This is a genomic window from Marinomonas sp. TI.3.20 (genome assembly GCF_038155025.1).
Taxonomy (GTDB): Bacteria; Pseudomonadota; Gammaproteobacteria; order Pseudomonadales; family Marinomonadaceae; genus Marinomonas; species Marinomonas flavescens.
In genome coordinates this window covers 444,831-471,829 of the sequence record NZ_JBAKAS010000001.1, presented here as the reverse complement: position 1 = coordinate 471,829, position 26,999 = coordinate 444,831, and the positions used below count along the sequence as shown (strand labels likewise).

Here is a 26,999-nt window from a genome sequence, read left to right as displayed (position 1 = left end):
AAATATTTATGGATGTTCGATCACTTCGATATTTTATTGCTGTTTTTGAAGAGCGCAGTTTAAGCGCTGCAGCGAAACGTTGTTTTATTGCACAACCGTCGATTTCCACCACACTGTCACAACTAGAAGAGGATTTAGACACTAAATTATTTGTTCGTCACTCTAAAGGCGTTGCACCAACAGACAGTGGCACTCAACTTTATCCCCATGCATGTCGAATGGTAAATGAACTCAACGACATAAAGGACATGTTCCGTAAGAATGCCAAGCCATTAACCTTGTCCATTTCTTTAGCTCCATTCCTTTCTGGAACCCTAATCAGCCAAGTAATAAAAACCATGCTTGATGAAATCCCTGGGCTCACGCTAAGTTTGGTAGATGCCTCCGAGAGTGCCGACTTACGATTCACTTGTGATAGCTACACAAAAAACGACGATGTCTTTTACCCACTATGGGAAGATGATTATGTCGTGGCTATGCCCGTCGGCTACTGGTTAGCGGATTACACATCCATTTCCATCAAGCAAATTGATAAACAACCTTTTGTTTCTCGGACGCCTTGCGACATTTTGGAGTCGTGGAACTTCATCATGCAAAAACAAGGGCTTACTACTGATGTGAGAGCGCAAGTCAAAACAGAAGAATACGCATTAGATCTAGTGGCAGCAGGGCTAGGAATCTCATTGATTCCGGAGCATTCAGCGCGAGGCCGAGGAGACATTGTCTTGCGGACATTGAATGATATTGCACTGAAACGTGTGGTTGGTTTGGCGCATAATAAAGACCGCAGCTTTCCCGCTTACGTGATAAACACCATTTTAATGTCGAAGAATAAATTCTTTGGCAAAAAAAGCGCCATTAAATCGAGAGTCGCATAATTTTTTCGCATGACAAAATGCATTTTTACCCTTTGCTGATAAAACACGCTATCCAGTAAAGTCACACAAACGGCCAATCATTTTTTAGAGGTAAGTTATGCAAGCACCACAATTTTTCGATTCTCTATGGCAACATTATATCACCATGACGCCTCAGGCTAATCGCATTCAGGCCTTGTTTAAAAGCCACGGTGAAACCGTATTAAATGACCACATTGCGTTCCGTACTTTTGCTAATTCGCCAATTTCTTTAGAAAAGTTAGAGCCTCAATTAGAAAGTATGGGGTATCAAGCCTATGGCGCTTTTCGTTTTGAAAACAAACACCTAGTTGCCCGCTGTTACAAGCACCCTGATCATAATGATTGGCCTAAGATTTTTCTCTCAGAACTGCTCGTTAATGAGTTACCAGAAAGCTGTCAGCGTATTATCAACACCATGATCGATCAAATTCCAGAAGACGCCGTTCAGTCTCCTGCCATTTTCTGGTCAGGTCTATTATGGAAAAAACCGACTTTAGATCAGTACGATACGCTAACTGAACACAGTGAATACGCCGCTTGGTTTGCCACTATGGGTTTGCAAGCTAACCATTTTACAGTCAGCGTTAACTTACTTGAGAGATTCACGACTCTTGAAGAAGTGAATCAGTTGCTATTAAGCGAAGGTTATTTGTTGAATCAAGTTGGCGGTGTCATTAAGGGCTCACCAAGTGTGTACTTAGAGCAATCTTCGACCATGGCCGATAAAATTCATTACACCTTCTCTGACGGCAAAGAAAAAACGATCCCTAGCTGCTTTTATGAATTCGCTCGTCGTCATAAAACAAGTGATGGAACATTATTCGATAGTTTTATTGAAGGTAATGCCGACAAGATATTTGACTCAACAAACACCAAGTAACGTCAAACTAAGCTCAATCCTTGCATTCATTAAAAGCCAGTTGGCTATTTAAAAAGGCTTGTATCAGCCTCGATAAATAGCCAATTGGCTTTTTTTATCATTGTTGTCAAAGTGTAATGTTTTTCTAAGAAACTACATCCTCCTATCAGGAGTATGTACCCGCTAAGCTGGCCGTGTATAATGCTGGCAGTTTTTTTACAGGTCTTACCGTTATGATGATGAATCAATTTATTGAATTTGCGACTGCTCACTGGGAAATGGTTGCTGTATTTTTGGCAATCCTAGTGACTCTTGTCTTTTCTGAAACTAAAAGTGGCCCAAAAGGATTATCTCCTTCTGCAGCAACAAACCTAATGAACACGGAAGAGGCGGTGATTTTAGATATCCGTCCAGAAAAGGAATTTAAAACAGGTCATATTACCGGCGCGATAAACATCCCTGCCGCTAAAATCAAAGATAGCTTAGCAAAGCTTGAGAAACACAAAGATGCCCCTATTATTGTAGTATGCAAATCTGGTGTCCACTCTGGCGCAAGCTCGAAAGAGCTGAAAAAAGCAGGCTTCAGCAAGATATACAAACTCCAAGGCGGCATCTCCGAGTGGCAAACATCTAACTTGCCTCTAGTGAAAAAATAAGAGAGACGATTATGGCGACTGTAACAATTTACTCTAGTGACTATTGTCCGTTTTGTACTCGTGCAAAACAGTTATTAGCCAAAAAGAACATTGCATTCGACGAAATTCGTGTGGATGGACAACCTAAAAAACGCCAAGAAATGATGGCGAAAAGTGGTCGTCATACCGTCCCTCAAATTTGGGTTGGTGATACCCATGTTGGTGGTTGTGATGATCTTTTTGATTTAGAAAGAAACAAAACACTTGATCGTTTACTCGCCAGCTAATACAGCACGGCGTTAAACCATTAAATAAAAACGGCGCTGCTACCTTTCGCAGTGGATCGGAATACTCAACATAAGAAAAAGGAATAATAATGGCTGATAATAACGAAGCGGCAGTAAACCAAGAAGAACAAGGTCCTCAGCTTTCTCTGCAACGTGTTTTTCTAAAAGATATTTCTTTTGAATCACCACGTTCACCGATGATTTTCCAAGAAGAATGGCAACCAGAAGTTGGCATGGAACTTAATACCCGTAGTCGCCAAGTAGGTGAAAACGTGTATGAAGTTGTTCTGGACATTACATTGAATGTGAAAAATGCTGATGAGCCTGCTTACCTTGTACAAGTTCAACAAGGTGGCCTATTCGTTATTGCAGGTCTTGATGATCAACAACTTCATCATGCACTAGGCGCTTTCTGCCCAGCAACATTATTCCCTTATGCTCGCGAAAATGTTGACGCAACTATCGTTAAAGGAAGCTTCCCAGCAGTTATGCTTGCACCGATTAACTTTGATGCGCTTTATTTAGATAACCTGCAATCACAGCAAGCAGAAGAAACGACAACAACGCAGTAGCCATTACTCGCATTATTGTTTATAAAAGGAGGCTCAGCGCCTCCTTTTTTGTGGCATAGTGTAATCATCTCGATCATTTTTATAGCGACCTAAAAATACGGCGTTGACCATCATGACAAAAAAGAAGAAAAAACCCTGCCCATATTGTTTAAAAGCTCGCTGGCTTCTACTTTACTTGGCTTGCATGGCATTGATCGGCTTACTGTTCATTAATCAGTTTTTAGGTAAAGGGCACTAATGTGAAGTGGGCTGTGATATGGATTAGTTTCACTTTACTAACCGGTTGTGCAACTTATAAACAAGAAATAGATCAAGGCCTTACTCTCGCCAAACAGGGACAATGGAAAAGTGCAGAAGGAAAATTTTCCGATGCGCTGCATGATAGCCCTCAAGATCAATTACTCTACTTCCTCGAAATGGGCGCTTTAGCACAAAACCAAGGCGACTATAAACGTAGCAACGAGTTACTTGCACAAGCCGATATCTTAAGTGATACCTTCTTTCAACAGAATTTCAAAAATCGTGCATGGGCTTTGTTAAGCAACCCTAGACAAGAAGACTATCGAGGTAGCCCACTAGAACGCGTCTATATCAGTTATTTTAAATCGCTTAACTATCTCGCCTTGTCCTCACAAGCCAAAGACCGCGATCAAAAAGAGAAATTACTCGATGCCGCCCTTGTAGAAGCTCGCCGTATCGATAACAAACTTAATGAAATTCAAGCTCAAAAACCGACTTATCAAGATCTAAACGCAAAGGCTAACCAAGCTTTTTATATGAAAGCGCTAAGTTGGTTAGGCAACTTTTATAACGGTGGCCGCAGCACTGAAAAATACGCGTATCGAGATGATGCTTGGGCCCGATATATGGAAGGCTTACAGTACGAAATAAGCCAACAATACGACGATGCTCGTATCAGCTATCAGGACGCTGCCAAACTCTACGAAGAAGGGTATGCCAAGCAATACAGTCTCTCTAATATGACGGCTGAACGCGCCTGGCTGGATAGTATTCGCATGATGCGTAAAGGCGGTGATTGGAGTAAGGATGATATCGATAAGCTGATTGCGGCCAAGCTGTCACCAAAGATGCAAACGGTACTTGCCTCCTACAAAAAAGACGATGGCGAGTTAGTTATTCTCGAAAATGAAGGCTTCGTTCCAGACAAAAGTGAAATGACCTTACAACTGTATGCAGACCCGAGCGCTTACTCTTTAGTGCTCCAGCCACTTGGGGGAAGCGACCAAGGACAGCAAAACGATGCCTTTCGTTGGTTTACTATGGTGTATTCAGACATCAGTCCTTTAAATCTCATCGCCAACTACAAAGCAGGCGGTGCTTGGGGAGCACTAGGAGGTGTTTTCACTAAGCGTGTTATCCTTGGCCCAGCAGTGTGGCGACAACTAGAAGCCGCTCATTTAGACACCTTACTGACTCAACAATTTATCCGTGTCACCGTTCCTTATTACCGCCGCTTTAAGCTTGATGACCAGACACCAATTTTAAGTCTAAATGGACAAGACAGTGAACTACCGCCTGTGAACACGATTCGCATGACATCGCTGGCTGATATTGCCTTACAAGAACAGTTATCCGAAGCACAACGAGATATATACGAAGGATTAGTACGCGAATTATTAAGAAGCTGGTTGGCTGATAGAATCGCCCGAAGCGTGAAAGACAATACGGCTAGCTTAATATTAAGTTTGATTGGGCAAGTCGCAGTTTTTTCTTCGTCTGCCGCCGACACTCGCAATTGGCTAACGCTCCCAGCACAGATCAGATTAACCCGAGAGCCGTTACCTCCGAATACCTATGAACCAAACTATTCAGTGGATAAACAACATTTTTCACATGAGAAATTTGCTTTAAAACCGAATGAAATAAAAGTGTGGAACTTACGTAACCCCTACTAAACTTAGTATAACCGCCTAATATCTTGGGCAGAAAACAAGGACTCAAATTATGCGAATAATAGCTCAATGGAAACACTTGCTGGTAATACTGCTTGCCGTCACCTTGGCCGCTTGCTCTGGCAGCGTAAAGCGTATCGATACCAACACAGAAGTCGCACTTTCTGATCGATGGAATAATATCGATTCAAAACTGGTTGCTGATGCCATGATCAATGACATGCTGAGTTTTCCTTGGTACCGAGATTACAGTTTTTCGAAAAAAGGCAATCCAACTATTATCATTCAAACCATTCGCAATAAAAGCTCAGAACATATTCCGGTGGATACCTTTGTAAACGACATTAAGCGCAGCTTACTACGTGCTGGCAAGGTCAATTTCGTCGTCTCTGGCGCCGAACGTGAAGACATTCGTACAGAGAGAAGCGACCAAGAAATGAACGCCGCGCCCGACACCGCTGCAAAATTCGGTCTTGAACAAGGTGCTGGCTTTGCGCTTTCAGGAACCATCAATTCCATTGTCGATTCTAATGGCGATCAACGCGTTACCTTTTATCAAGTGGATTTGAAATTGATTAATATGACCACCAATGAAGAAGTGTGGAATGGCCAGAAGCAAATCAAAAAACTGGCGACTAAGGGCGGCTTCTTTTAACCATGAAAAAAGCGTCACTCCCCCGCACCCTTAGTTGGTTGCTGGTTGCATCATTTAGCGTTGTCAGCCTTACTGGCTGCCTTAGCGCCCTACCAGAGGACGGTCTAGTCAAAACAGATCCATCCAGTGTTCCTGATTGGGTGCTATCTCCTCCAAGGGACAGCTCACACCTTTATGGTGTGGGCAGCGCACCGCGTATCGACAATCTTGCTTTAGCCTTTTCGCAAGCGGAACAAAATGGCAATGCTCAGATTGCCCAACAGCTGCGTACGCAAGTCAGCCAGATAAACACCCAAGACACTCAGGTTTCTTCTACATCAAGCCAAGGTGAGCAAGTTGTTCGTGTTCAAAGTGCTTACACCCAAGTGAAAACAGCGCCTATTGAGCTGGAGCAAACCGTTAATGAGCAGCGTTTTGCAGGGCATGATTACGTTTATGTACTGCAGTCTATTGATCGTCAACGTATTGTGGCTAAATTAAAAACAACCCTTCAAGATACCGATGACAAAATTCGCAGTGCAATGGCAAGATTGAGCACCACGAGTGATGAGCCCGCTGAGGTGAAAGATTGGCGAACCTACATGGGATTAATTCCATTATTTGCCCAACGCAAAACCTATCAAGACGAATTAAATCTGTACTCAACACAAGAGGCATTAATCGGTCACGCCGATCACACTATTCAAAACGCTGAACGCCAATTGAACCAAGCGCTAAGCCAGTATGGATTTGATGTATCGACAACAAATAAAGCAAATCAACTTGCTAGCGAACTGTCAAAATATGGTTTAACCGCAAAAAATAACGCTGTTTTCACGCTCTCTTCGCAGACCTCAAACCATACACAAACCCAAAATGGCCGCTACTATGTGTTTGAAGAAGGTACTCTGTCCCTCACCGGACCAAGTGGTAGCCGGCTCGCCACCTGGAATGTCAGTGCTAGAGGTATAGATAAAAACAAAGAAAGCGCTAAAAACAAAGCCTCAGCAGACTGGTCTAAGAAAGCGGTCTCTTTCTTGTTCACTTGGTTGACTGGCCAAAAGTAGCGTTCAGATGTCAGATGCACGGAAAACGAACAAAGTAAAAAAGATAAAGCGGCATACATTAATCTCATCATCTTTTGACAATAATAGCCTAAAGTCATGATGATTTTTGATGTTTAGTTTTTCTCATCTATAAGCTGAGTATTGATCGTTTGTACAAGAATTACTCTCCCTCTATCATTAGCATCGTAAAGAAAATACGATTCTAATGTAGGGGATATAACATGAATACTGATTTAAAATACGATAACACTGGTAACATCGACACTGATTATTATGTTGAAAAAGCATACGAAATGCGCCGCTACTATTTAGCGCTAGCATTCAAAAAAATGTTTTCTGCCATGAAAAAAGCCATTGTTAGTTTAATTCCAGCACGTTCTGCTCAAGGCCACACAGCTCACTAATCATTAGCGCTAATACCATTAGTCGACTTCCGTTGTCACAAAACAACCGTTGTGAAGACTAAGAACCCAATGTTCCCGATCGTAAGGTAAGAATAAAAATACCGATCAGGCTACGGGGTGCTGTTTTACTTCCTAGACGACGTAGTTGTCCACAATTCAAACCCAGCTATTTGAACTCAGTTATTCATACTTACATACCTTTCAATAAACATTTTTAACACCCTCTTTTTTAACCTTTCAGACATTCCTTTTGAGCTATTCTCTCTAATGTATTTTGAGTCGTAATCATTAACCAAGAATAAAACAATCCTTTCTTTTTTACCTATTTCGCTCGGTCATTAAACGGTCACAAATTTGACATAAACTTGCATTTTAATACCGTCATATAAGTATTTGAGAGAGCATGAGCCCGATTGAAAAAAATGTCTTACTGGATAACATTCTTAGCCATAGTTTAATCACGCCGGTTTTTCAGCCTATATTTGATTTAACCTCTGGTAAAGTCTACGGCCATGAAGCCCTTTCTCGTGGTCCAAAAAACACACCGCTTTATTCACCTGATGCGCTTTTTTCTTTAGCCACAGAAGAAAACCGCCTTCATGAGCTTGAGCTACTTTGCCGTGAACGAGCTTTAACTCGCTACGCAAAACTTTCCCTACCGGGTCGCCTTTTTTTAAACGTTAGCGCTTCTTTACTAAGCTCTCCTTACCACCAAAAAGGCATGACATTATCCATTCTTAATGATCTCGGTTTAGACCAGAAAGACATTATTATCGAGCTCTCTGAGCAACACCCCTACGATCACAATGGTTTATCTAGAACCAGTGTCGAGCATTATCGAAAAATGGGCTTCCAAGTTGCTATTGATGATTTGGGCGTCGGCTATTCGGGACTAAGACTCTGGTCAGAATTACAACCTGACATTGTTAAAATCGACAAACACTTTATTCATGATATTGATAAAGACGACATCAAGCGTGAGTTTGTTCGCTCCATCATCACAATTTCACAGCGTCTTGACTGTAAGTTGATCGCAGAAGGCATAGAAACACAACAAGAACTGGACCAACTTATTGAAATGGGAGTCACTCTTGGTCAGGGTTTTTTCCTAGGCAGACCAACAGAGAACCCGATTCCAAACACTCATCTTTATTTACAAAAACAGGCCCAACGACGTTCAACATTTAACATAGATCACGCCGAAACAGTACAAACATTATGTCGTACAACACCAGCCGCATTAGCCAATAGCCCTTTAAATTTGGTGTCGCAGCTTTTTACTGACTACCCGACTTTATTTGCGGTTCCCATACTCAAGAATGAAAAACCGATTGGTGTCATTCGTCGACACCAGCTCCATGAGCTTTTCTCGACCACCTATGGACGATCTTTATACGAGCATAAGCCCGCAACGCTATTACTCAGTGACGACATATTAATCGTTGAGAGCACGGCCAGCTTATCAAGCGTGTCGGCACTAGTAACCAATCAAGAAGCGGATGCATTGAACAATGAAATCATCATTGTTCAAGAAGGGAAATTTATAGGTACTGGGCATTTACGTGACTTACTAAAGCGCATTACCGAATTAAAAATACAGAATGCGACCTACTCAAATCCGTTAACCTTGTTGCCCGGGAATGTTCCAATTCATAAAGAAGTCAGTTTGCGATTGGCCGCTAAAGAAGATTTTCACGTGGCCTATTTCGATCTCAACGATTTCAAACCCTTCAATGACTATTTTGGCTACGCAAAAGGCGATGCGGTGATCCAACTCGTGGGGAATCTAATCAAAGAACTGGTCAGCCCCGAAGGTAATTTTATAGGCCATATTGGTGGAGACGATTTTGTCGCTATTTTCCGCTCGCAAAATTGGGAGCATCAATGCCGCGCCATCTTAGATAAGTTTGCCCTAGAGGTGCGTCATTTCTACACCCAAGAGACTTTACAAGAAGGCGGTGTTTGGACTCAGGATCGCCAAGGTAATACGCTATTTCATCCGATTTTGAGCTTAGCCATTGGCGTAGTAAACCCGAACCCAGAAGAGTGTGACAACCATCACCTTGTTGCAGAACTGGCCGCCCAAGCAAAAAAATCAGCCAAACAAAAAGGCGGAAATGCCCTTTATATTCAACCTTATCAAAACACCTATTGCGAACCAATGAGCGCGGTGTGACAAAACTGTCATATGGCGCTCATGAATTTGTCATAAAGCCTCCCTACTCTAAGACTAAATCGTTTAAAGGAAGCTGTTATGCAAAACACTTTTCGTTCGGTCTTTATTTCAGATGTCCACTTAGGCACTAAAGCGTGCCAAGCGGATCATTTGCTAGATTTTCTACAAAAAATCACGACGGAAACCCTGTATTTGGTTGGCGACATTATCGATTTACAAGAGATGAAAAACCGCGCGCATTTTGTCGATACCCATACACGGATTATTGAACAAGTACTCGACATGGCTCGCACTGGCACTAAGGTGATTTATATTCCTGGGAACCATGACGCCTTCTTTCGACAATTCGCGGGACAAACACTATCAGGCATAGATATCCGTCTGAATGCCAGACACACCACCTCAGATGGACGTACCTTTTATGTGAGCCACGGTGATGAATTCGACCAAATGATAAAGATAAGCCCTCTTATGTTAGCCATTGGCGACCGCGCCCATGGCCTTATGCTTTCTCTGAATCAATGGATTAATGGCGTACGCCGCTTATTCGGTTTGCCCTATTGGTCGCTGGCTGGTTATCTAAAAACACATATTAACAAGGCAAAAGAGTTCATCGAGCGTTTTGAAACCGCGGCGCTGAAATCGGCTAAAAATCATCAGGTCGATGGCTATATCTGTGGGCATATTCACTACGCATCATTTCGCATCAAAGACGATGTGTTGTATTGCAATGATGGCGATTGGGTTGAGCATTGCACCGCATTAACCGAAGCACCAAGCGGGCAACTCAATCTTATTCATTGGTCAGAGCAGCCCAGACATCTTGCCACAGAACCACTAAATGACAATTGGGGGTTTACACCTAATGGCTCGCCAACTCCATCAAAGGCGACATAACAAAATGCTCAAATTTGGAGTCAAAAGAACACTAAAATAGGATCAAGGCGTCAAAAAGCAAGGAAGCGGAATAGAAGGTATTGCTATTAAATAGCGCGCTATCTACTATAAACGAATCCAGAGTTTAGAGGTAAGTCCGCCATGACAGGCGCTCCAAAGTTAAATGAGCTTTTGTGTTTTTCCTTGTATTCAACGTCGTTGGCGATGAATAAGTTATACCGGAAATTACTCAAGCCTTTAGGCATCACTTACCCACAATACCTGGTTTTAATTGTACTTTGGCAACATAGATCCTGCTCCGTATCAACCATTGGAGAACAGCTCTATTTAGACTCAGCCACCCTCACCCCGTTACTGAAAAGAATGGAGGTGGCCGGCTTTGTCACAAGGCACCGCGCTCAAGAGGATGAACGTCATGTCATCATCGAGCTAACCGAGCAAGGTGAAGCCTTAGAAACCAAAGTAGAAGGCATCATTCAACAGGCAGTTTGTGCTGTGGATCTTTCGTTGGATGAGCTATCGAATACCAAAGTAGCAATAGAAGCACTTCGACAGAGCTTACTTACACACTCTTAAGACGATTATAGAAGAGTGCCTTGTAACTAAGTTCTTATTTTTTAGCTATCTAATAGCGCGCTATTTAATAGCTAGCTATTTTATTTTAAATTTCAACATTAGGAGACAGCAATGACAACATTAAATGAGGTTCTTTACACCGCACACGCAACATCAAAAGGTGGACGTACGGGAGAATCACGCTCCGATGATGGCGCTCTCAATGTTAAACTGAGCACCCCAAAAGCACTTGGTGGCGCCGGTGGTGAAGGCACCAACCCTGAACAACTGTTTGCCGCGGGTTACTCGGCTTGCTTTATTGGTGCGCTGCAATTGGTTGCATCACAACAAAAAGTCACGTTACCAACAGAAACCAGTATTGATGCGTCTGTTAGCATTGGGCCAATTGAACATGGTTTTGGTATTGCTGCAAAACTCGTGGTTAACATACCGGGATTGGACAAAACGCTTGCAGAAAAATTAGTGGATGATGCGCATCAAGTTTGCCCATATTCAAATGCGACTCGTAACAATATCGCCGTTACACTGAGCGTCAACGTTTAAACTTTTGTTTTGACGTAAAGGTCACATGACCTCCGCCTATCTCTAATAAGTCATGTAGGCGGCAACCTTTGCCTTGATAAGCCACTTGCGCCAGTAACAGCTCTGCTGTGGCTAAGGCATCGGTTAACGCGTCGTGCCCTTGGTAATCAGGCAACCCATAGCGTGCTCTACAAGGCGCTAGACGAAACCCTCCCTCTTGAATTGGCTGATCGTTACGAGTTGATTTTGTTCTTTCGATTGCCAATGTATCTAGCCAACTCACCGACAGTGGTGGTTGTTTTAGTTGCTGCCACCATGCTTTTAAAAAGCCGAGCTCTAAGGGGGAATGGTGCATTACTAATACTTTATCGCGAAGCAATTGCCTAAGATAACGAATGACACCTTCTTCACGACGCCCATGATCCGCTACATCACCATCTGTTATTAGATGAATACCAATACTGTCTTCTACTTGAGCACCATCTAGCAATAGGTGCCGCGCGGTATCCAGTTGAATCTGCCCATTTTGAATCAATACCCAGCCAACACTCACAATATGATCATGCTTAGGGTCCAACCCACTCGTTTCAATGTCTAGCACCAAATAGTCCCATTCTTGCCATGGCCGCTTTTCACTCGACTTATGAAGTCGCCATGCTTTGAACCTATTAAAAAGAGACGTTAACACTAAGCGTAACCGCCAGCAAAGTGCTGCAAAGCAACCTCTTGTGCGTCTTTAATAATGGCAAATGTTGCTTTCAAATGTGTCCGTTCTAACGGACTTAAAAGACTAGGGTCAAGGTAAGCGCTGGCCTTACCTGATGATTGCCAGTGCCGGCGTTGTGCTTCTAATCGCAGCGCATTCAACTCATGCCAGGCATCCATCAAATTACGTGCGGTATCCGAACTTATGCGTTTTTCATAAATCGCCTGTTCTAAACGCTCAATCGTTCCCACTCGATACCTATCACAAGCCAATCCATACAAACGAGCAATGTCGTTGATCAGCGCTAACCCCTGATGCTTTAAGTCTAATTGATGCTTATGTTCACCCGACGACTCTAGTAAAAAATGTCGGAAAAAGCCCAATGGCGGTTTCGATGCCAAGGCACTGCGCGTTAATGTTGCCAAAAACAAACTATGATTTGCTACTTCTGTCTGCATACTTTTGAGCAGTGTTACAACAGACTCTTCATCGCCATAAACACAGCGCACATCAAAAAAAATACTCGCTTTTAAAAGGGCTTCTGGTGTCGAACTCGAGATCCATTTCGAAAAGACTTGTTGCCATTGTGATCGCGTCATTCGCCACTTTGGGTTGCTCGCCATAATATCGCCAGGGCACAAACGAATACCACAGTCTCCTAACCCATCACAAACAAAGCGAGCTAAGGCGGAGAAGTATGCACCTTCTGCTTCAGTAGGTGCTCTTGATAGCATCAAACCATTATCTTGATCACTGCCTAGGGATTGGTCACTTCTTGCCTGTGAACCAAAGACCAAAAACTGAAATGCCATGGGTGGCTCACCCAACTCATTAATGGCAAGTTCAATAAGTCGTTGTGTTAAGTTATCACTGACGGCGGCCAGCACTTTGCCAATATCCGCTGGTTTCATATCCGTTAGAATCAAATTTACAATTAAAGTAGGCCACTGCTGGCAAACACGAGCCAAACTCTCTACGGTTAATTGTCGGTGAATTTGATTAATCAAAAGAATCGGACTGAGCTCTTGATGACGCAATAAATCAGCCGCCGTCATCATACCAACAGGAACACCCTCAGCAGACACGATAGGTAGGTGATGTATATTATGCTCGCTCATCAATGTTTGAGCCTCCATCACTAACGCCTTTGGTTCTAGAGTCGCGGGATCACCCGTCATAATATTAGCAAGCGTTACCTCTGCACTCATACCTAACGCCAATACTCGGGAACGAAGATCTCGATCCGTTACGATACCCACTAAATGCTTATCTTCAATAATGAGAATAGAGCTTACTCTCGCTTCCGTCATTCTAGCCGCGGCCACTTGCACCGTTTCATCCAAGGTTGCTTGAACGAGCTGACGAGTCATTATCTGTTCTATCGGTGTAGACAGCTGAAGTACTGGGGTATTCAAATCTGCGGATTGGCTGCGGGATAATTTACGGGATCGATGTTGGCGCGTATGTTTGAAAAATAACGCTAACGACTCGCTCTGTTCAAGCACCTTACAAAAGGCTTGTTTATCAAAGCGATATACCAAGCTGTCTTCCATCGCAACCACTTCCAGACCATCTGGATTTTGTGCCAACACAGTCAATACACCAAAGCATTCTCCATCCGCAATTTGATCGACTAAAGCGCCTTTAGGCGTGCGTATCTCACAAGCACCACGACGAATTAAATGAACCGTCGCGGATTCGTCTATAAGAACTAATTTTTGCCCTTGGCGCACATAAGACAAGCTCATGCCTGTCAGCAAGGTTGTTATTTGAGCGTGAGAAAGATTGGAAAAAGGAGGGGTGTTTGCGATGAACTTTTGTACTTCTGGAACGTCAATGGCCGCCATTATCGTTTTGCTCTTGGTATCGAGTTAACCACATAATGCGCTTTTTCCAGTAACAATTGAATGGCACTTAGACTAATGTCTAGACGTTTACAAAGAAACTAATATTAGCGTCTCTCAATCTATTGTGATTTGGTTGCGTCCTTTTGATTTAGCCGTATAAAGCGCGTTATCAGCACGCGTCAGCAAGGCGTCGATATTGTCTCCGTCTCGGTATTGACTGATGCCAATACTCACACTCACTGTTAATGCTTTATTTTCAAAAGAGAGTGCTAAATACGTCACTGCCACACGCATTTCTTCCATCAAGGTTTGTGCTTCTTGCTGGTTTTTCCCTGTAAATATAACTAAAAACTCTTCTCCTCCCCAGCGACCAATATAACCATTGTCTGCCAATACTTCGGTCATTAGTTTACCCAAAGCCATAAGCACATTATCACCAATTTGGTGGCCAAATTGATCATTAACTAGCTTAAAGTTATCCACATCGATCATGGCAACACTGCAACTTTTCTGATGGTCGTTACGCTCAAATTCATGAGTTAAACGCTTCATCATCATACGTCGATTCGGCAGTTCAGTTAAAGGATCAACCAGTGCCGCTTGTTCCAGCTCACTGTTCATCTGCTTTAGAATTTTTTGATAATGGTCTGAGATCCGTGTGATTTTCTCAAGCTGACGTAAATGCTTGTCATAGCGGGCACTAATGCTCTTTTCCCGCTGCATCATCATATCTTGATAGGAGTCTGATAAGCGTGTGATGCGCTCGACTCGATTCCATTGATTCAGATTCATTTCCCATAAGCGACTTAACGCTTCACGAGCAGGATGACTGTCGTATTCTGAATTTTCCAGGATAGCTTTTACGTCGTCTTCTAATGCCGAGAAATCTATTTTCATGACCGTCCTATAATATTAAAAGGGAAAGTACAGTCTTCTTTAAATTCTTCAGCGAGTTCTGCAACTCGCTCATTCTCTTCATCATAGAGCCAATTAATAGCGACTTGACGACCAGTCTGGAAGGCTTCTTCCATCTCATCAAAAATATCCATCATGACTTTGATACTACTGGTATTGAGGTAAAACAGCGTCAGTTCTAGCGTTAAAGGCGCTGACGTTTCTTTTAGAAAACGACTAACCCAAGCCACTACATCGGCATACAATTCGTAGGAGTTCTCTGGGTATGAATCTCCATCCATATAAAGAGTGCCTTTCTCCCAATCACCTCGGATCGCTGGAGAAGACTGAGTACTTTCAATCAATAATTCGTTCATATATTTCTCAGATTTGTACACTTAGGCTGAAGTAGGCTGTTTCATCGTCGATCGGCTTTAATGTGGCTTCCATCGGTTTCGTAGATTTACGCGCCATGTCAATTAAGCCGAGCCCTGCTCCAGTCACCGCCTGTAGGTCACGAGGTTGTCGTAGTTGAGTTTTATACGCCGCTTTTAATTCGACTTTGTCCATTTTGGCAAACGATTCAATTCGTTTTTGTAACGCTACACCATCCTCCAATCGAACCGTGTTCCCTGCAGCAACACTATAACAGTCATTATTGTGGCTAACGATGACGGTCGCCGTTTGAGCCCCTTCGAGTTGTGACTGCGCCGCATAATGTCGAATATTTTGAGTGAGCTCAATATAGGCCGCAAAAACATCCAAGGCGGATGCCGGTGGCAGCTTCTCAGACTGTAAATAATTTTTCAGCGCATTACCGATTTCTTCAATTAAACTTCTCGATATAGGGCCATTAAAACACAGTAATATTTTATCTTTTTCGAAGCGCTCTCTTAAACCATAAAGGTCCGGCGTTGGCATAGTTTATCCCTCACGATTGGCTAATTCTTTACCAAAACGAAATGACAATAAAGTAATATCATCGCGCTGTGGTTGATCACCCATGTATTCATTTAATGCTTCAACAAATGCTGAAGCCTGTGCGCTTAAGGTTAGCCCTGCTGCATCTTGTAATAAGGATTCAAAACGACGATTACCGAAACCAAATTTTTTCTCTCCACCAGCTTGGTCCAAGAAACCATCGGTTGTCATGTAATAAGTCCAACCAGATACGGGTAAATCAATATTTTCGTATTCACCTAAACGCCTATCACCAAGCGCTCGTCTTGAAGGTTTGTACTGAATAATCTCTTTGCCATTACTCGCATACAAGCCAATTTTCGCCCCAGCAAATCGCATCGTTTGATTGTCTTTACTAATATAGACTAGACCAACATCGGCATTTGTGGCGACTCGATCACCGCTCACATCTTCATTCAACATTGATCGTAAGGTGTTATCAATAGAGCGTAGCAGAGCGGCAGGGTCTTGAATACCAACCTCCATAGTCGCGTGATCAATAGCAGCACGCAAAAGCATGGTCATTAATGCCCCCGGAACGCCGTGTCCGGCACAATCTACAATGCCTAATAAACACCCTTCATCGGTGTTTTGAAAGACATAGAAGTCACCACCAACAACGTCTCTAGGACGCCACACTATACTGTGGTGATCACCTAAAAATTGTTTCATCTGGCGATCAGGTAAAATAGCTTTCTGAATCAAACTCGCATAATCAATCGAAGCACCTATCTTACGATGAGCATCGGCTACTTCTTGATGAGTTTCTTCTAGCTCAGCCGTTCGTTCTTTTACTTTACGCTCAAGATCTTCAGTATGATTTCTAACCTGAGCCGCCATATTATTGAACGTTTTACTTAAATCGCCAATTTCGTCATTTCCCACCACAGGTAAAGTGACATTATAGGAACCACTTTCTATCGCTTTTGCGGACAATTGCAAACGACGAACGGGAGCAATGACTAATCGCTCTACTGCAAAACCAAAAACAGTGATCAGCAAAACTAATACGAAAACAAAAATACCGACTGCTGGCAACAGCATATTCATATTAATCAGGTTTACATCATTTAGATTCACATTGGTTACCACGAACCAATTTAGCAATGGAAAATACATAAACGACATAAGCTGAGTTGAACCATTCTGCTCAACCATCACAGAGATAACTTTTTCCCCACCTTTTTTCGCTTTCAGCATTGCCTGTTTTACGCTTTGCTTTGATTCATCGTTGTCTAATAATGCAAAAATTGAGCGAGCACCATAATTACCATCCAAGGTATCAAAAGCGATCAAGTTCTTATCTTGATGAGCCTCAATCCCGCCATCAGCATTGATAATAAAAGGATGAACACCGGCGACAGGGGCTGTGGTAAATTTATCTAGAAAGTGATCTAGGCTAAAACCAGTACCTACTAACCCAACAAATACACCATGATTTTTGACAATATAGTTGATCCAAATTTTTGTGAGTTTTAAATGCTCGTCTTCATCGACATTAATATTAAATAGCGAAGGCTGTTGACGTGTCTGAAAATACCAATCATCTCGGGGGGCACTGTACGACAGTCGGTATTTTGGCGTCATACTAAAGGGATTATTTTCGTCTGAAAAATAGTAGTCTTTGGTCGCGTCCGTTACAAAGAACAATGAATGATCTTGAAACGAACTTAAAAAGCCCTCGGCATCTTCTGTAAAAGCCGCTTGTTTGGTAATGTTTGAAGGGTCTTCCATCCATTCTTTTATCGTAGAGGTACCAGCAAAACGCTCCGCCAATGCCAACTCACGAGAGATGGGGGTTAAAATCTTTTGATAATTCAACTCGGTAAAACTTTTTGCGTAGTTTTTAGCAGAATATATTTTACCTTCTTTTAGCAGTGCCCAACCCATGACAGCAGCAAATATCAGAGCCAAAATACACGTCATGATTAATGCAAATAATGATTTGCTACGTAATCCCCAGCGGGCCATAAATAAAACATCCTAAGAAACAATATGGATACTAATAAAGCCTATTTAGTATCCATATTTAAGCAAATAAAAAGGTTAGCTATTCGACTTCTTCTCTGTAGAAAAGTCCTCACTCGGCTGAGGCCGGCCAAGTAAAAAACCTTGATAAAGGTCGCAGTTATGGGCTTTTAACCAATCAAATTGCGCTTGCGTTTCGACACCTTCCGCGATCACTTCCATGCCAAAATTATGACCTAGCCCGATGATCGACGCCGCTAATGATGCTTGTTTGTCACTTTCTTCAATAGCACGGGTAAATGATTGATCTATTTTCAATTGGTCGATTGGTAACTGCTGAAGATAAGACAAAGAGGAATAACCTGTACCAAAATCATCCAAGGAAATAAGTACGCCCAGTTTTTTCAGTGATTGCATTTTTTGGATAATATCTAACTGATCTCGAACCAACATACTTTCTGTTAATTCCAACTGTATAAACGCAGGATTTGCACCCGTTTGAGACAAAGCATCTTCTACTTCAGAGACAAAGTCAGCGTGACTGAATTGCAGAACACTGACGTTAATCGACATAATAAAATGACGATACTTAGGCTCTTTTTGCCATGTGGTAAGCTGCGCCATTGCCGTACGCATAACCCAACGGCCTAACGGCAAAATGAGCTTGGACTCTTCAGCAAAAGGAATAAAGACGCCCGGAGCCACCATACCCTTTTCAGGATGAAGCCAACGAACCAGTGCTTCAACGCCAACCATTTCTTGTTTGCCGTTCCACTGCGGCTGATAATACAAGACAAACTCGTCTCGCTGTAAAGCCTCTCTAAAGCTATTATCTAAGGTGACTCGTTCAAGAATTTTCTTATGCATTTGAGGCGCATAAAAACACACTTCATTTCGACCATGACCTTTGGCTTCGTACATCGCCATTTCTGATTGCTTAATAATTTCACTACTGCTTATTGAGTCTTGCCCGAAGATTGAGATACCAATGCTCGCCGTGATGGAACAACACTGTCCTTCTAACTCGAAAGGCTGCGCCAGTGTTGTCATGATCTTATTCGCCACATGTTTTGCACGGTACGCAATACGGTCGGGGTTTAAAGAAACATCAACGTCTTCTAGTAGCACAACAAACTCATCACCACTAAAGCGAGCAACTAAATCACCAGATCGGGTGGAATCCATTAAGCGAGACGCGACCTGCTGAAGTAAGATATCGCCTAAATGATGGCCTTTTAAATCATTAATATCTTTAAAATGATCTAAATCAATAAATAATATGGCACTGCGACGATGTTTCAGGTCGGTATTTTCAAGCAGATTCTCTATATCTTCAGTGATCATCCGACGATTAGGTAAACGCGTTAGGCTATCGTAATAATTAAGCTGATTAATGCGGCGTTCATTCGCTTTAGTTTCAGAGATGTCTTTAAAAGTCGCCACATAATGGGTCAGTTCGCTGTTGTCATCTTTCACGACAGAAATGCTTAACCACTCAGGGAATATCTCACCATTTTTACGACGGTTCCAAACTTCACCTTCCCAGCTCCCACTTTTATTAAGGCGCTGATACATTTCTTGATAAAAAGATTTTGAGTGACGACCGGAATTAATAATACTGGGAGCCTGTCCTTTCACTTCAGACTCTTTGTATCCGGTGATGGTTTCAAATGCCGCATTCACTCGAATGATTTTATTATTGTGGTCCGTTATTAAAATACCGTCTTGCGTCTGAAATGCCGTAGCCGCGATGCGTAGCTCTGACTCAACCGTTTTACGGTGAGTTATTTCACGAGACAAAAGAATATAAAAACCATTTGTGCCATCAAGATCAGAAGAGTGCGTAGTAGAAATATCAAACCAACGACGTTCATTTCCAAAGTCATAAAAGTACTCATAACCATTAGAATACCCATGCTCTTTAGCTTCTGACATCGCTTTAGTAAAAATCGCCACAGACTCTTTAGGGAGCAATTCCGTATAATGCTTGCCAATCGGCCAGTCTGGCCTGCTATGCCACTCGTCCATTCTTGGTGAATGATAATCGGCTACAACGCCCTCATCATCGGCTTCATAAAATGAATCAGGAATGGCAGCCAAAATTGCTTTCATTCGTAAAATAGAGCTGCTTAATTGAGCGGTACGTCGTTCGACTAATATTTCAAGCTCAACTTTTCCCTCACGCATTTTTAGAGCTAAATACACCCACCGACCCAAAAGGATACTGGCTAGCAAAATAATGAAGAATTCACTAACAATACGCCATATAGGCAGCCACCCTTCTTTTGGGGAAAGCATCAAACGCCATTGAGCGTTAGCGACATCAATAGTGACACTAACGCTGTCCGTCATAGCGCTAGTATTTGAAGCAATAATGAGCGAAGGCTCTTGAGATACATTTAGCTTAACCAGTTGATAATCAAAATTATTCGTTTCTAGATCACTAAAACGAACAGACTCTAATAAAGAACTGAGACGAATAATGATGTTAGTGAATCCCCAAAAAGCAGGCTGACCTCCATCATTATCGGTTACATATACAGGTAAACGTCCAACGACCCCTCTCCCACCTTGAACTAAATCTAAAGGTCCTGACAGGGTGAGCTTATTAGTCATTTTCGCTTTTAGCGTATCAATACCTTGCTTAGTATCTGAAAATTGATCAAAACCTAATGCCTGTTCATTGCCTTCTAATGGGAATACTTGCTGGACAACGCCATTTGGAGAGAGCGCAAAACTGGAAATTCCTGGGTACACTTCTTGTAAAGCAGCGGCAAAAGAAGGGAACCAATGGGTTTTTCCTTTCTCTTCAACCAGCATTGCGGAAAGGGCGTAATTGGCCGACAGACTTTTATCAATGGCAGTTTGCAATAATGAAGCGTGACTTTGGGCAAGAGACAAAGCAATAGATTGATTGGCGTGTTTTTGCTTTAGTAGCATTTCTGCAGCAACAGAACTAAATATCAGCAGCGCCAAAATGAAAGCAATAATGCCAGCTTGTTTAGGTCGCGCTAATAATAGCTTAGAAAATGTTCGATACATTTGTTACAAGCCAACTTGTGGTGAATTCATAAACGTATTGGACCTCAAATAGAGCTTAAAATTGCATCCTACTACACACATAGTTATTAATCGATATAAAGTCAGCCGGTAAACCGATTAATACCACTAAAAAAATATAAAATCGCTAATGCACCAATAAAACGCGTTTTTAATTTAAAAAATATATCTTTAAAAATCAATAAATTATAAAAAACTTAATCATTAATATTTTATCTTGCTTGACCAAACCAAAAAGTTACCGGTAACATATCTCACTTAAGTTACCGGTAACACATGCCGTTAACAAACCTTTACTTTCCTACAACAATAACCATCAGGAAGAGATTTTATGAGCAAGCTACTGACCACCCTGACCACTGTTGCTTTAGCAGGGGTTATGTCGACTTCCGCATTCGCGGCGGATTACAAATTTAAATTCCAGTCTTCTGATCCATCAGGTGATAAGAATTACCAAATCCAACAAAAATGGGCAAAACGTGTTGAAACCATGTCAGGCGGTCGCGTACACATTGATTTGCTTCCTGTTGGCAGCGTGTTCAAACACACTGAAACGCTTGATGGCATTAAAATGGGCATCTTGGATGGCCAAATTACCGCAACAAGTTACTTTTCTGGTAAAGATCCAGCGTTTGGCTTGATTGGTAATACCGTAGGAGCTTGGTCAAACACTCAGCAACTTCTGCAATACATTAACTATGGTGGTGGTTACGAGTTGATGAATGAGCTTTATGCCCCTTACGGCGTGAAATTCATTGGTGGCTCTACTACCGGCGTTGAAGCACTAGTCTCTCGCGTTCCTTTAGACAGTGTAGCCGATTTAAAAGGGTTGAAAATTCGCGCCCCTGAAGGCCTAGTACAGCAAGTCTTCGCTGCGGCCGGTGCTGCCCCTGTTAACCTACCTGGCTCTGAAGTCTTTACGGGCTTGAGTAAAGGCGTTATCGACGCGGCAGATTACACTGTTTTCTCGACTAACCAGAAAGCGGGTATGAACGACATTGCGACTCATCCTGTGTACCCAGGCTTCCACTCTTTGCCATTGATCGATGTGTCTATGAGCAAGAAAAAGTGGGACAAATTACCTGCTGATATCCAAGCGATTTTAACGGTTTCTGTACGTGATTTCGCCGAAGACATCACTACACAACTGCGAATCGCCGATGAAGCGGCCGTAAAAGTAGCGCAAGCCAATCCGAAGATCACCATTCACAACTGGTCTCCAGAAGAACGTAAAAAGTTCCGTGCGATTGCTCGTGTACAGTGGAAAGAGTTTGCCAAACGCTCTCCAAATGCACAAAAAGTATATGACTCTATTACTCAATACTTAGAAGCAAACGGTCTACTTTAATTCGCCGTTTTTGTTAGACAGAATCACTCAGCCGAGTGATTCTGTCTTGCTTTAGTCAACCTTGTTTATTCGCCTCGCAAAGAAGAGATTTTCTGTCTCCGCTTTACATTGGACCACAGCCATGAAACCCGAAATGATTCATCCAGAAATAGACCCTTCTGAACAACCTCGTAACGCCCTCGATAAGGTTATTCATGGATTGGGCAATACATTAAGTTTGTTGTTTATTTTTACCGTTGGTATTTCTTTTTATGAGGTAGTGATGCGCTACCTATTCAATTCTCCAACCATATGGGTACATGAGTCGGCGTCTTTTATTGGCGGCTGCTTATTCGTCTATGGAGGAAGTTATGCCATGGCGACCAATAAGCACGTTCGCGTGGTGCTTATTTACGACATTGTTTCCGAGACTACGCGTCGTTATTTAAATGTCTTCCATCATATTATGGGGCTGCTCTTCACCAGCTTACTGATTTGGGCATCGTTTCAAATGGTTCGAGATTCTTGGCTATCACCATTAGGCGAGTGGCACTTAGAAACCTCTGGCTCCGCATGGAACCCTGCTTTTCCAGCCTTAGTAAAAGGCACAATTTTTCTCACTATCTGTCTGATGTTCGTACAATTCTTCTTCCATCTCATTCAAGAGATTAATGGCCTAAGGAAGCATAAAAATGTTTGATTTATCCTCCCTGGGAATAGGCTACGGTAGCCTATTGATGCTCGGTTCAATGATTTTCTTATTGTTAACCGGTATGCAACTCGCGTTTGTCACCTTGATCGTGGCTATGTTTTTTGCCATTGGTTGGTTTGGTTTTGGTGCCTTACCTCTGGTGACTAGTCGTTTATACAGTTTTGTGGGCAGCTATGTGTTCTTAGCCGTTCCCATGTTTGTGTTAATGGCCGCCTTACTCGATCGATCGGGTATCGCCCGCGATTTATTTGACGCCATGAAGGTATTCGGTAGAAAACTGCGTGGTGGCGTTGCCGTTCAAACTCTATTAGTGGCGATCGTATTGGCCTCCATGTCTGGTGTGATTGGTGGCGAAACCGTGCTCTTGGGCATTCTGGCTTTACCACAAATGCTACGCCTTGGTTATAACCGTAAACTTGCGATTGGTACTACCTGTGCCGGCGGTGCATTAGGCACCATGCTGCCGCCTAGTATTGTCTTGATCATCTACGGTTTAACCGCCAGCGTTTCGATCGGTGAACTGTTTAAAGCGGCTTTTTTACCCGCTCTCTTATTGGCTTTTGCCTACATGGCGTACGTATTGATTGTCTGTCGTCTGCACCCTGAGTACGCCCCTCTTCCTACAGAAGAAGAATTGGCTGAAGACGCTAACGTCAATTACTTCAAAGCCTTATTCTTCCCGCTACTGTCTGTCGCTGTGGTATTAGGCAGTATTTATACCGGTGTAGCTTCTGTCACCGAAGCATCTGCATTAGGTGTTGTCGGTATCATGATCAGTGCGGTGATTCGCGGTGAGATGAGTTTCTCAATGCTTAAAGAAAGTGCCAAAGCAACCATGAGCACTTGTGGCATGATCATTTGGATCGGCATTGGCGCGACCGCGTTAGTGGGCGTTTATAACCTAATGGGTGGTATCGACTTCGTTGAAACCACTATTTTGGCGCTGAGTGGCGGCAGTGTGATGGGCACAGTACTCATCATGATGTTGGTGCTATTTGTCCTCGGCATGTTCCTTGATTGGGTCGGCGTTGCACTTCTTACCATGCCAATTTTCGTTCCTATCATCATGAACTTAGGTCTCGATCCTGTTTGGTTTGGCGTGGTCTTCTGTTTGAACATGCAAGTGTCATTTTTATCACCACCGTTTGGTCCTGCGGCGTTTTACCTAAAATCCGTAGCGCCTAAAGACATTAGCCTAGGCGAAATTTTCAGCTCTTTGTTGCCCTTTATCGGCTTGCAAATTGTGGTCTTAGCCTTGGTTATCTTCTTCCCTCAGCTGGCTTTGTGGTGGAAATAATTAACCATTAAGTCATGCCGTTCAACACGGCTTTTTGAACGAGCGATCTGTGTCTAAATCAACACAGATCGCTAGGAGACATGAAGAAATGATTAAAAAAATTATTGTATTGGGCGTTTCTGGCTCAGGGAAGTCATCTATCGGGCAGCGACTTGCTGAGCAACTGGGTTACCCATTTTTTGATGGCGACGACTATCACAGCGATGCCAACGTCAAAAAAATGGCCACTGGCACCCCGCTAAACGATGCGGACCGCATGGGCTGGCTAGCTACGTTGAATCAGTTGCTGAAAGACAATCAAAGCGCGGTGATTGCCTGTTCAGGGCTCAAACCTGAATATCGAGACATCTTACGTAACGGCGTCGATCAGTTCGCTATGGTGTACTTAAAAGGCGATATTGAAACCATTTGGCAACGTCATCAAAAGCGCGATGGGCATTATTTTAAAGGCCGCGGCATGCTCGAAAGTCAGTTTGCTACCCTAGTTGAACCGACCTCTGATGAAGCCATCATTATCGACATCGACCAAGATGTGGATGCGATTGTGAGCGAAGCCTTACAACAGCTAAAACAGTAATCTAATAAAGACATCTTTCTATAGATGTCTTTTGTTTTAGATACAATTGAAGTTAACACTCACTTCTATAATATTCCTTATAAATAAAGAGATTAAGAAAGGCGTAATAGAAAATTTTTTATTTCTCGTAGCGTAAGCAATATGCTAATGTTACGTGTAACAATGATATGGATTTAATCAGCGAATGAAAAAGAAACGCCCTACGCTTCAAGACGTAGCCGACCTTGTCGGCGTCACGAAAATGACCGTCAGCCGCTACTTAAAAAGCGCTGACCTTGTTTCTTCTCCGTTGCAAATCCGTATCCGGGAAGCCTTAGACTCCTTAGGTTATATTCCTAATCGTGCGCCGGATATTTTATCCAACTCGAAAAGTCATGCGATTGGCGTATTACTGCCCTCTTTGACCAACCAGGTATTTTCCGAAGTTATTCGTGGCATTGAAGGCGTCTTTGAACCCGCTGGCTATCAAACCATGCTGGCACATTATGGCTACAGTCGAGAGTCTGAAGAGGCTCGGATTGCCACACTGCTGTCTTATAACGTCGATGGCTTGATTATCTCAGAGAGTTTCCACACCGATCGAGTCCGAAAAATGCTCGAAGTGGCTGGCGTGCCAGTGATTGAAATTATGGACTCTGTGTCACCACCGATTGAGCAAGCCATCGGCATTGATAACGAAGCCGCCGCCTTTGCGATGACTAATTTAATGATTGAAAAAGGTCGTCGGAAAATTGTCTATTTTGCAGCCAGGATGGACGAAAGAACCCTGCTAAAAATTAAAGGCTATGAAAAAGCCATGGAAAATCATGATCTTACCCCTTTAACCGTCAAAGCCACCAGCGCGTCTTCATTTACCCTTGGGGCTACTTTTTTAGCCGACGCTCTCAAGCAACAACCGGACACCGACGGCATTTTTTGTACCAATGATGACTTAGCTATCGGTGCACTATTTGCCTGTCAAAAAGCGGGTATCAAGGTGCCAGAAGACATAGGCATAGCAGGCTTTCATGGCCACGATATTTCCCGAGTCATGGTGCCATTATTAGCGACTGTGATTACCCCCCGAGAGAAAATCGGCCGTTTAGCCGCAGAGCACCTGTTATCAAGACTGCAGGGTAATCCTATCAGCCAAAAAGTAATCGATTTACCCTTTAAAATAGAGGCAGGGGAAAGTATTTAACGTTACTAAAGCCAACGGAGCCTAGCTCTGTTGGCTGGTTAGAGAAAGCGACTCTGGCAAAAGAGCAAACGCATCGTTTTGAGAGATGACCGTCGCATATTCACCATGCAGATTCGCCAACGACATTGCATGCACTTCTTCAGCACTGCGTTCACGACCATCGAAATCTTCTTTGGCAAACGCAAAACAAGCACTCTGAACAACATACGTAGTAAAGCCTAAATTACCTGCTGAACGCACTGTAGACTCGACTGAATTATTCGTACTAACACCCACAACTACTAAGGTATTTATTTCCTGCTCTCGCAACCAAGACTCTAATTCTGAATGGGTGAACGCGTCGGGTACCGCTTTGTCGATAACCTTTTCACCATTTAATGGATGTAACGCTTCTTGGAATAAAACACCTTCCTGCTCCGGCCAGAAAAATGATTCTAAATCTTGAGACAGGTGTCGAACATGAACAATCGGGGCATGGTTTATTCGCCAGTGAGCGAGTAGTTCGGCGATTTCATGTTCCGCATTCGGATTATTGCGCTCTCCTGCTTGCACCCAAGACATGCCTTGCTGCATATCTACAATCATCAAACATGGCGTATTTTTCATAATGAATTCTCGCTTTTTTGAGTCTTTAACAAGGCTGTCAATTGATGTGATTGGCGGCGTAGAAAAAAGAGACAAATTAATAAAATCACACAAAGTAGAAACACTACATTGCTTAAGAAGTTAATCCTATCCGTCGCCTTATTATTTACTTTCATCGTCATCTTTAACTTATCGATCTGCCCTTCAATAGCTTGATAATCGTCGGTTGATGCGCTTGAGAGCTGTAAAATGGCGACACTACGTTCGAGCTCAACGACTTTTTTTTCTAGTATTGTCGTTGCCTTATCAAGGTGCGATTGTTCAGCCATTGCAGGGAGCATAAAACCGCCTAGTAAACACAATAAAACGATGCGCTTTAACATGAATGATGCCTATATCCATTAGATTGATACCTGCATCATAACGGTATCAAAGCGAACATGGC

28 protein-coding genes are annotated in these 26,999 nt (G+C 42.8%); 19 read left to right on the top strand and 9 right to left on the bottom strand.

Annotated elements, in window-relative coordinates:
- Nucleotides 1-8: 8 nt before the first annotated feature.
- The 14 genes from V6259_RS02230 to V6259_RS02170 all read left to right on the top strand — a co-directional run bounded on the left by V6259_RS02230 (nucleotide 9) and on the right by V6259_RS02170 (nucleotide 11,462).
- Nucleotides 9-878 (top strand): LysR family transcriptional regulator, encoded by an 870-nt coding sequence (locus tag V6259_RS02230; RefSeq protein ID WP_133013038.1) that lies wholly within the window; start codon nucleotides 9-11, stop codon nucleotides 876-878.
- A 97-nt stretch (nucleotides 879-975) separates the two neighbouring features.
- Complete coding sequence (locus tag V6259_RS02225; RefSeq protein WP_341583146.1) at nucleotides 976-1,779, top strand: DUF1338 domain-containing protein; 804 nt, start codon at nucleotides 976-978, stop codon at nucleotides 1,777-1,779.
- 212 nt (nucleotides 1,780-1,991) lie between these two features.
- Nucleotides 1,992-2,414: a rhodanese-like domain-containing protein gene (locus tag V6259_RS02220; RefSeq protein ID WP_338068576.1), complete on the top strand. Its 423-nt coding sequence runs from the start codon at nucleotides 1,992-1,994 to the stop codon at nucleotides 2,412-2,414.
- An 11-nt stretch (nucleotides 2,415-2,425) separates the two neighbouring features.
- A complete protein-coding gene (gene grxC, locus V6259_RS02215) occupies nucleotides 2,426-2,680 on the top strand; it encodes a glutaredoxin 3 (protein ID WP_133013036.1) in 255 nt (84 codons plus the stop codon).
- Nucleotides 2,681-2,769: 89 nt separating this feature from the next.
- On the top strand, nucleotides 2,770-3,252 hold the full coding sequence (gene secB, locus V6259_RS02210) for a protein-export chaperone SecB (protein ID WP_341583145.1): 483 nt from the start codon (nucleotides 2,770-2,772) through the stop codon (nucleotides 3,250-3,252).
- A gap of 112 nt (nucleotides 3,253-3,364) precedes the next feature.
- A complete protein-coding gene (locus V6259_RS20015; protein ID WP_445928493.1) occupies nucleotides 3,365-3,490 on the top strand; it encodes a disulfide bond formation protein B in 126 nt (41 codons plus the stop codon).
- Nucleotide 3,491: 1 nt separating this feature from the next.
- Complete coding sequence (locus V6259_RS02205; protein ID WP_341583144.1) at nucleotides 3,492-5,168, top strand: hypothetical protein; 1,677 nt, start codon at nucleotides 3,492-3,494, stop codon at nucleotides 5,166-5,168.
- A 49-nt stretch (nucleotides 5,169-5,217) separates the two neighbouring features.
- Nucleotides 5,218-5,820, top strand: a complete 603-nt coding sequence (locus V6259_RS02200; protein WP_341583143.1) for a penicillin-binding protein activator LpoB — start codon at nucleotides 5,218-5,220, stop codon at nucleotides 5,818-5,820.
- Between the two features lie 2 nt (nucleotides 5,821-5,822).
- Nucleotides 5,823-6,866, top strand: coding sequence for an LPP20 family lipoprotein (locus V6259_RS02195; protein WP_341583142.1), 1,044 nt, complete (start codon nucleotides 5,823-5,825; stop codon nucleotides 6,864-6,866).
- Nucleotides 6,867-7,087: 221 nt separating this feature from the next.
- Nucleotides 7,088-7,270, top strand: coding sequence for a hypothetical protein (locus V6259_RS02190; RefSeq protein WP_341583141.1), 183 nt, complete (start codon nucleotides 7,088-7,090; stop codon nucleotides 7,268-7,270).
- Nucleotides 7,271-7,673: 403 nt separating this feature from the next.
- Nucleotides 7,674-9,446, top strand: coding sequence for a GGDEF domain-containing protein (locus tag V6259_RS02185; RefSeq protein ID WP_341583140.1), 1,773 nt, complete (start codon nucleotides 7,674-7,676; stop codon nucleotides 9,444-9,446).
- 78 nt (nucleotides 9,447-9,524) lie between these two features.
- Nucleotides 9,525-10,343: a UDP-2,3-diacylglucosamine diphosphatase gene (locus V6259_RS02180; protein WP_341583139.1), complete on the top strand. Its 819-nt coding sequence runs from the start codon at nucleotides 9,525-9,527 to the stop codon at nucleotides 10,341-10,343.
- Between the two features lie 141 nt (nucleotides 10,344-10,484).
- Entirely contained in the window at nucleotides 10,485-10,919 is a 435-nt protein-coding gene (locus V6259_RS02175) for a MarR family winged helix-turn-helix transcriptional regulator (RefSeq protein ID WP_133010931.1), read from the top strand.
- Between the two features lie 111 nt (nucleotides 10,920-11,030).
- Entirely contained in the window at nucleotides 11,031-11,462 is a 432-nt protein-coding gene (locus V6259_RS02170; RefSeq protein WP_341583138.1) for an organic hydroperoxide resistance protein, read from the top strand.
- Here the strand turns inward: V6259_RS02170 and V6259_RS02165 are convergent.
- The 7 genes from V6259_RS02165 to V6259_RS02135 all read right to left on the bottom strand — a co-directional run bounded on the left by V6259_RS02165 (nucleotide 11,452) and on the right by V6259_RS02135 (nucleotide 20,858).
- Nucleotides 11,452-12,129, bottom strand: coding sequence for a 3'-5' exonuclease (locus V6259_RS02165; RefSeq protein WP_133010929.1), 678 nt, complete (start codon nucleotides 12,127-12,129; stop codon nucleotides 11,452-11,454). The two genes, V6259_RS02170 and V6259_RS02165, sit on opposite strands and share 11 nt — an antisense overlap.
- Complete coding sequence (locus V6259_RS02160; RefSeq protein WP_341583137.1) at nucleotides 12,129-13,994, bottom strand: DUF294 nucleotidyltransferase-like domain-containing protein; 1,866 nt, start codon at nucleotides 13,992-13,994, stop codon at nucleotides 12,129-12,131. The genes V6259_RS02165 and V6259_RS02160 overlap by 1 nt, the downstream gene beginning before the upstream one ends.
- Nucleotides 13,995-14,108: 114 nt before the next feature.
- Nucleotides 14,109-14,891: a diguanylate cyclase domain-containing protein gene (locus V6259_RS02155; protein ID WP_133010927.1), complete on the bottom strand. Its 783-nt coding sequence runs from the start codon at nucleotides 14,889-14,891 to the stop codon at nucleotides 14,109-14,111.
- Nucleotides 14,888-15,265: a biofilm regulation phosphoprotein SiaC gene (gene siaC / locus V6259_RS02150; protein WP_133010926.1), complete on the bottom strand. Its 378-nt coding sequence runs from the start codon at nucleotides 15,263-15,265 to the stop codon at nucleotides 14,888-14,890. The genes V6259_RS02155 and siaC overlap by 4 nt, the downstream gene beginning before the upstream one ends.
- Nucleotides 15,266-15,272: 7 nt before the next feature.
- Nucleotides 15,273-15,809, bottom strand: coding sequence for a biofilm regulation protein kinase SiaB (gene siaB / locus V6259_RS02145; RefSeq protein ID WP_133010925.1), 537 nt, complete (start codon nucleotides 15,807-15,809; stop codon nucleotides 15,273-15,275).
- Between the two features lie 3 nt (nucleotides 15,810-15,812).
- Complete coding sequence (siaA, locus tag V6259_RS02140; RefSeq protein ID WP_341583136.1) at nucleotides 15,813-17,819, bottom strand: biofilm regulation protein phosphatase SiaA; 2,007 nt, start codon at nucleotides 17,817-17,819, stop codon at nucleotides 15,813-15,815.
- A 75-nt stretch (nucleotides 17,820-17,894) separates the two neighbouring features.
- Entirely contained in the window at nucleotides 17,895-20,858 is a 2,964-nt protein-coding gene (locus V6259_RS02135; RefSeq protein ID WP_341583135.1) for a bifunctional diguanylate cyclase/phosphodiesterase, read from the bottom strand.
- A gap of 349 nt (nucleotides 20,859-21,207) precedes the next feature.
- Here V6259_RS02135 and V6259_RS02130 point away from each other — a divergent pair, with 349 nt between their 5' ends.
- From V6259_RS02130 to gntR, 5 genes are all read left to right on the top strand, one after another.
- Nucleotides 21,208-22,224, top strand: a complete 1,017-nt coding sequence (locus V6259_RS02130; RefSeq protein WP_341583134.1) for a TRAP transporter substrate-binding protein — start codon at nucleotides 21,208-21,210, stop codon at nucleotides 22,222-22,224.
- A gap of 121 nt (nucleotides 22,225-22,345) precedes the next feature.
- Nucleotides 22,346-22,903: a TRAP transporter small permease subunit gene (locus tag V6259_RS02125; protein ID WP_341583133.1), complete on the top strand. Its 558-nt coding sequence runs from the start codon at nucleotides 22,346-22,348 to the stop codon at nucleotides 22,901-22,903.
- Nucleotides 22,896-24,212, top strand: a complete 1,317-nt coding sequence (locus V6259_RS02120; protein WP_341583132.1) for a TRAP transporter large permease — start codon at nucleotides 22,896-22,898, stop codon at nucleotides 24,210-24,212. Before V6259_RS02125 ends, V6259_RS02120 begins: the two co-directional genes overlap by 8 nt.
- An 88-nt stretch (nucleotides 24,213-24,300) precedes the next feature.
- Nucleotides 24,301-24,789 (top strand): gluconokinase, encoded by a 489-nt coding sequence (locus V6259_RS02115; protein ID WP_341583131.1) that lies wholly within the window; start codon nucleotides 24,301-24,303, stop codon nucleotides 24,787-24,789.
- Between the two features lie 184 nt (nucleotides 24,790-24,973).
- A complete protein-coding gene (gene gntR / locus V6259_RS02110) occupies nucleotides 24,974-25,969 on the top strand; it encodes a gluconate operon transcriptional repressor GntR (protein WP_341583130.1) in 996 nt (331 codons plus the stop codon).
- A 21-nt stretch (nucleotides 25,970-25,990) separates the two neighbouring features.
- Here the strand turns inward: gntR and V6259_RS02105 are convergent, their stop codons facing one another.
- Nucleotides 25,991-26,575 (bottom strand): cysteine hydrolase family protein, encoded by a 585-nt coding sequence (locus V6259_RS02105; protein ID WP_341583129.1) that lies wholly within the window; start codon nucleotides 26,573-26,575, stop codon nucleotides 25,991-25,993.
- The gene (locus V6259_RS02100; protein ID WP_341583128.1) at nucleotides 26,572-26,937 is read right to left on the bottom strand and encodes a hypothetical protein; all 366 of its coding nucleotides are present in this window, start codon (nucleotides 26,935-26,937) and stop codon (nucleotides 26,572-26,574) included. The genes V6259_RS02105 and V6259_RS02100 overlap by 4 nt, the downstream gene beginning before the upstream one ends.
- Nucleotides 26,938-26,999: the final 62 nt, after the last annotated feature.

Excerpts from the sequence above, each read along its gene's own strand:
- V6259_RS02230 (WP_133013038.1), top strand. The coding sequence starts at position 9 with ATGGATGTTCGATCACTTCGATATTTTATTGCTGTTTTTGAAGAGCGC.
- V6259_RS02225 (WP_341583146.1), top strand. The coding sequence starts at position 976 with ATGCAAGCACCACAATTTTTCGATTCTCTATGGCAACATTATATCACC.
- V6259_RS02220 (WP_338068576.1), top strand. The coding sequence starts at position 1,992 with ATGATGATGAATCAATTTATTGAATTTGCGACTGCTCACTGGGAAATG.
- grxC (WP_133013036.1), top strand. The coding sequence starts at position 2,426 with ATGGCGACTGTAACAATTTACTCTAGTGACTATTGTCCGTTTTGTACT.
- secB (WP_341583145.1), top strand. The coding sequence starts at position 2,770 with ATGGCTGATAATAACGAAGCGGCAGTAAACCAAGAAGAACAAGGTCCT.
- V6259_RS20015 (WP_445928493.1), top strand. The coding sequence starts at position 3,365 with ATGACAAAAAAGAAGAAAAAACCCTGCCCATATTGTTTAAAAGCTCGC.
- V6259_RS02200 (WP_341583143.1), top strand. The coding sequence starts at position 5,218 with ATGCGAATAATAGCTCAATGGAAACACTTGCTGGTAATACTGCTTGCC.
- V6259_RS02195 (WP_341583142.1), top strand. The coding sequence starts at position 5,823 with ATGAAAAAAGCGTCACTCCCCCGCACCCTTAGTTGGTTGCTGGTTGCA.
- V6259_RS02190 (WP_341583141.1), top strand. The coding sequence starts at position 7,088 with ATGAATACTGATTTAAAATACGATAACACTGGTAACATCGACACTGAT.
- V6259_RS02185 (WP_341583140.1), top strand. The coding sequence starts at position 7,674 with ATGAGCCCGATTGAAAAAAATGTCTTACTGGATAACATTCTTAGCCAT.
- V6259_RS02180 (WP_341583139.1), top strand. The coding sequence starts at position 9,525 with ATGCAAAACACTTTTCGTTCGGTCTTTATTTCAGATGTCCACTTAGGC.
- V6259_RS02175 (WP_133010931.1), top strand. The coding sequence starts at position 10,485 with ATGACAGGCGCTCCAAAGTTAAATGAGCTTTTGTGTTTTTCCTTGTAT.
- V6259_RS02170 (WP_341583138.1), top strand. The coding sequence starts at position 11,031 with ATGACAACATTAAATGAGGTTCTTTACACCGCACACGCAACATCAAAA.
- V6259_RS02160 (WP_341583137.1), bottom strand. The coding sequence starts at position 13,994 with ATGGCGGCCATTGACGTTCCAGAAGTACAAAAGTTCATCGCAAACACC.
- V6259_RS02155 (WP_133010927.1), bottom strand. The coding sequence starts at position 14,891 with ATGAAAATAGATTTCTCGGCATTAGAAGACGACGTAAAAGCTATCCTG.
- siaC (WP_133010926.1), bottom strand. The coding sequence starts at position 15,265 with ATGAACGAATTATTGATTGAAAGTACTCAGTCTTCTCCAGCGATCCGA.
- siaB (WP_133010925.1), bottom strand. The coding sequence starts at position 15,809 with ATGCCAACGCCGGACCTTTATGGTTTAAGAGAGCGCTTCGAAAAAGAT.
- siaA (WP_341583136.1), bottom strand. The coding sequence starts at position 17,819 with ATGGCCCGCTGGGGATTACGTAGCAAATCATTATTTGCATTAATCATG.
- V6259_RS02135 (WP_341583135.1), bottom strand. The coding sequence starts at position 20,858 with ATGTATCGAACATTTTCTAAGCTATTATTAGCGCGACCTAAACAAGCT.
- V6259_RS02130 (WP_341583134.1), top strand. The coding sequence starts at position 21,208 with ATGAGCAAGCTACTGACCACCCTGACCACTGTTGCTTTAGCAGGGGTT.
- V6259_RS02125 (WP_341583133.1), top strand. The coding sequence starts at position 22,346 with ATGAAACCCGAAATGATTCATCCAGAAATAGACCCTTCTGAACAACCT.
- V6259_RS02120 (WP_341583132.1), top strand. The coding sequence starts at position 22,896 with ATGTTTGATTTATCCTCCCTGGGAATAGGCTACGGTAGCCTATTGATG.
- V6259_RS02115 (WP_341583131.1), top strand. The coding sequence starts at position 24,301 with ATGATTAAAAAAATTATTGTATTGGGCGTTTCTGGCTCAGGGAAGTCA.
- gntR (WP_341583130.1), top strand. The coding sequence starts at position 24,974 with ATGAAAAAGAAACGCCCTACGCTTCAAGACGTAGCCGACCTTGTCGGC.
- V6259_RS02105 (WP_341583129.1), bottom strand. The coding sequence starts at position 26,575 with ATGAAAAATACGCCATGTTTGATGATTGTAGATATGCAGCAAGGCATG.
- V6259_RS02100 (WP_341583128.1), bottom strand. The coding sequence starts at position 26,937 with ATGTTAAAGCGCATCGTTTTATTGTGTTTACTAGGCGGTTTTATGCTC.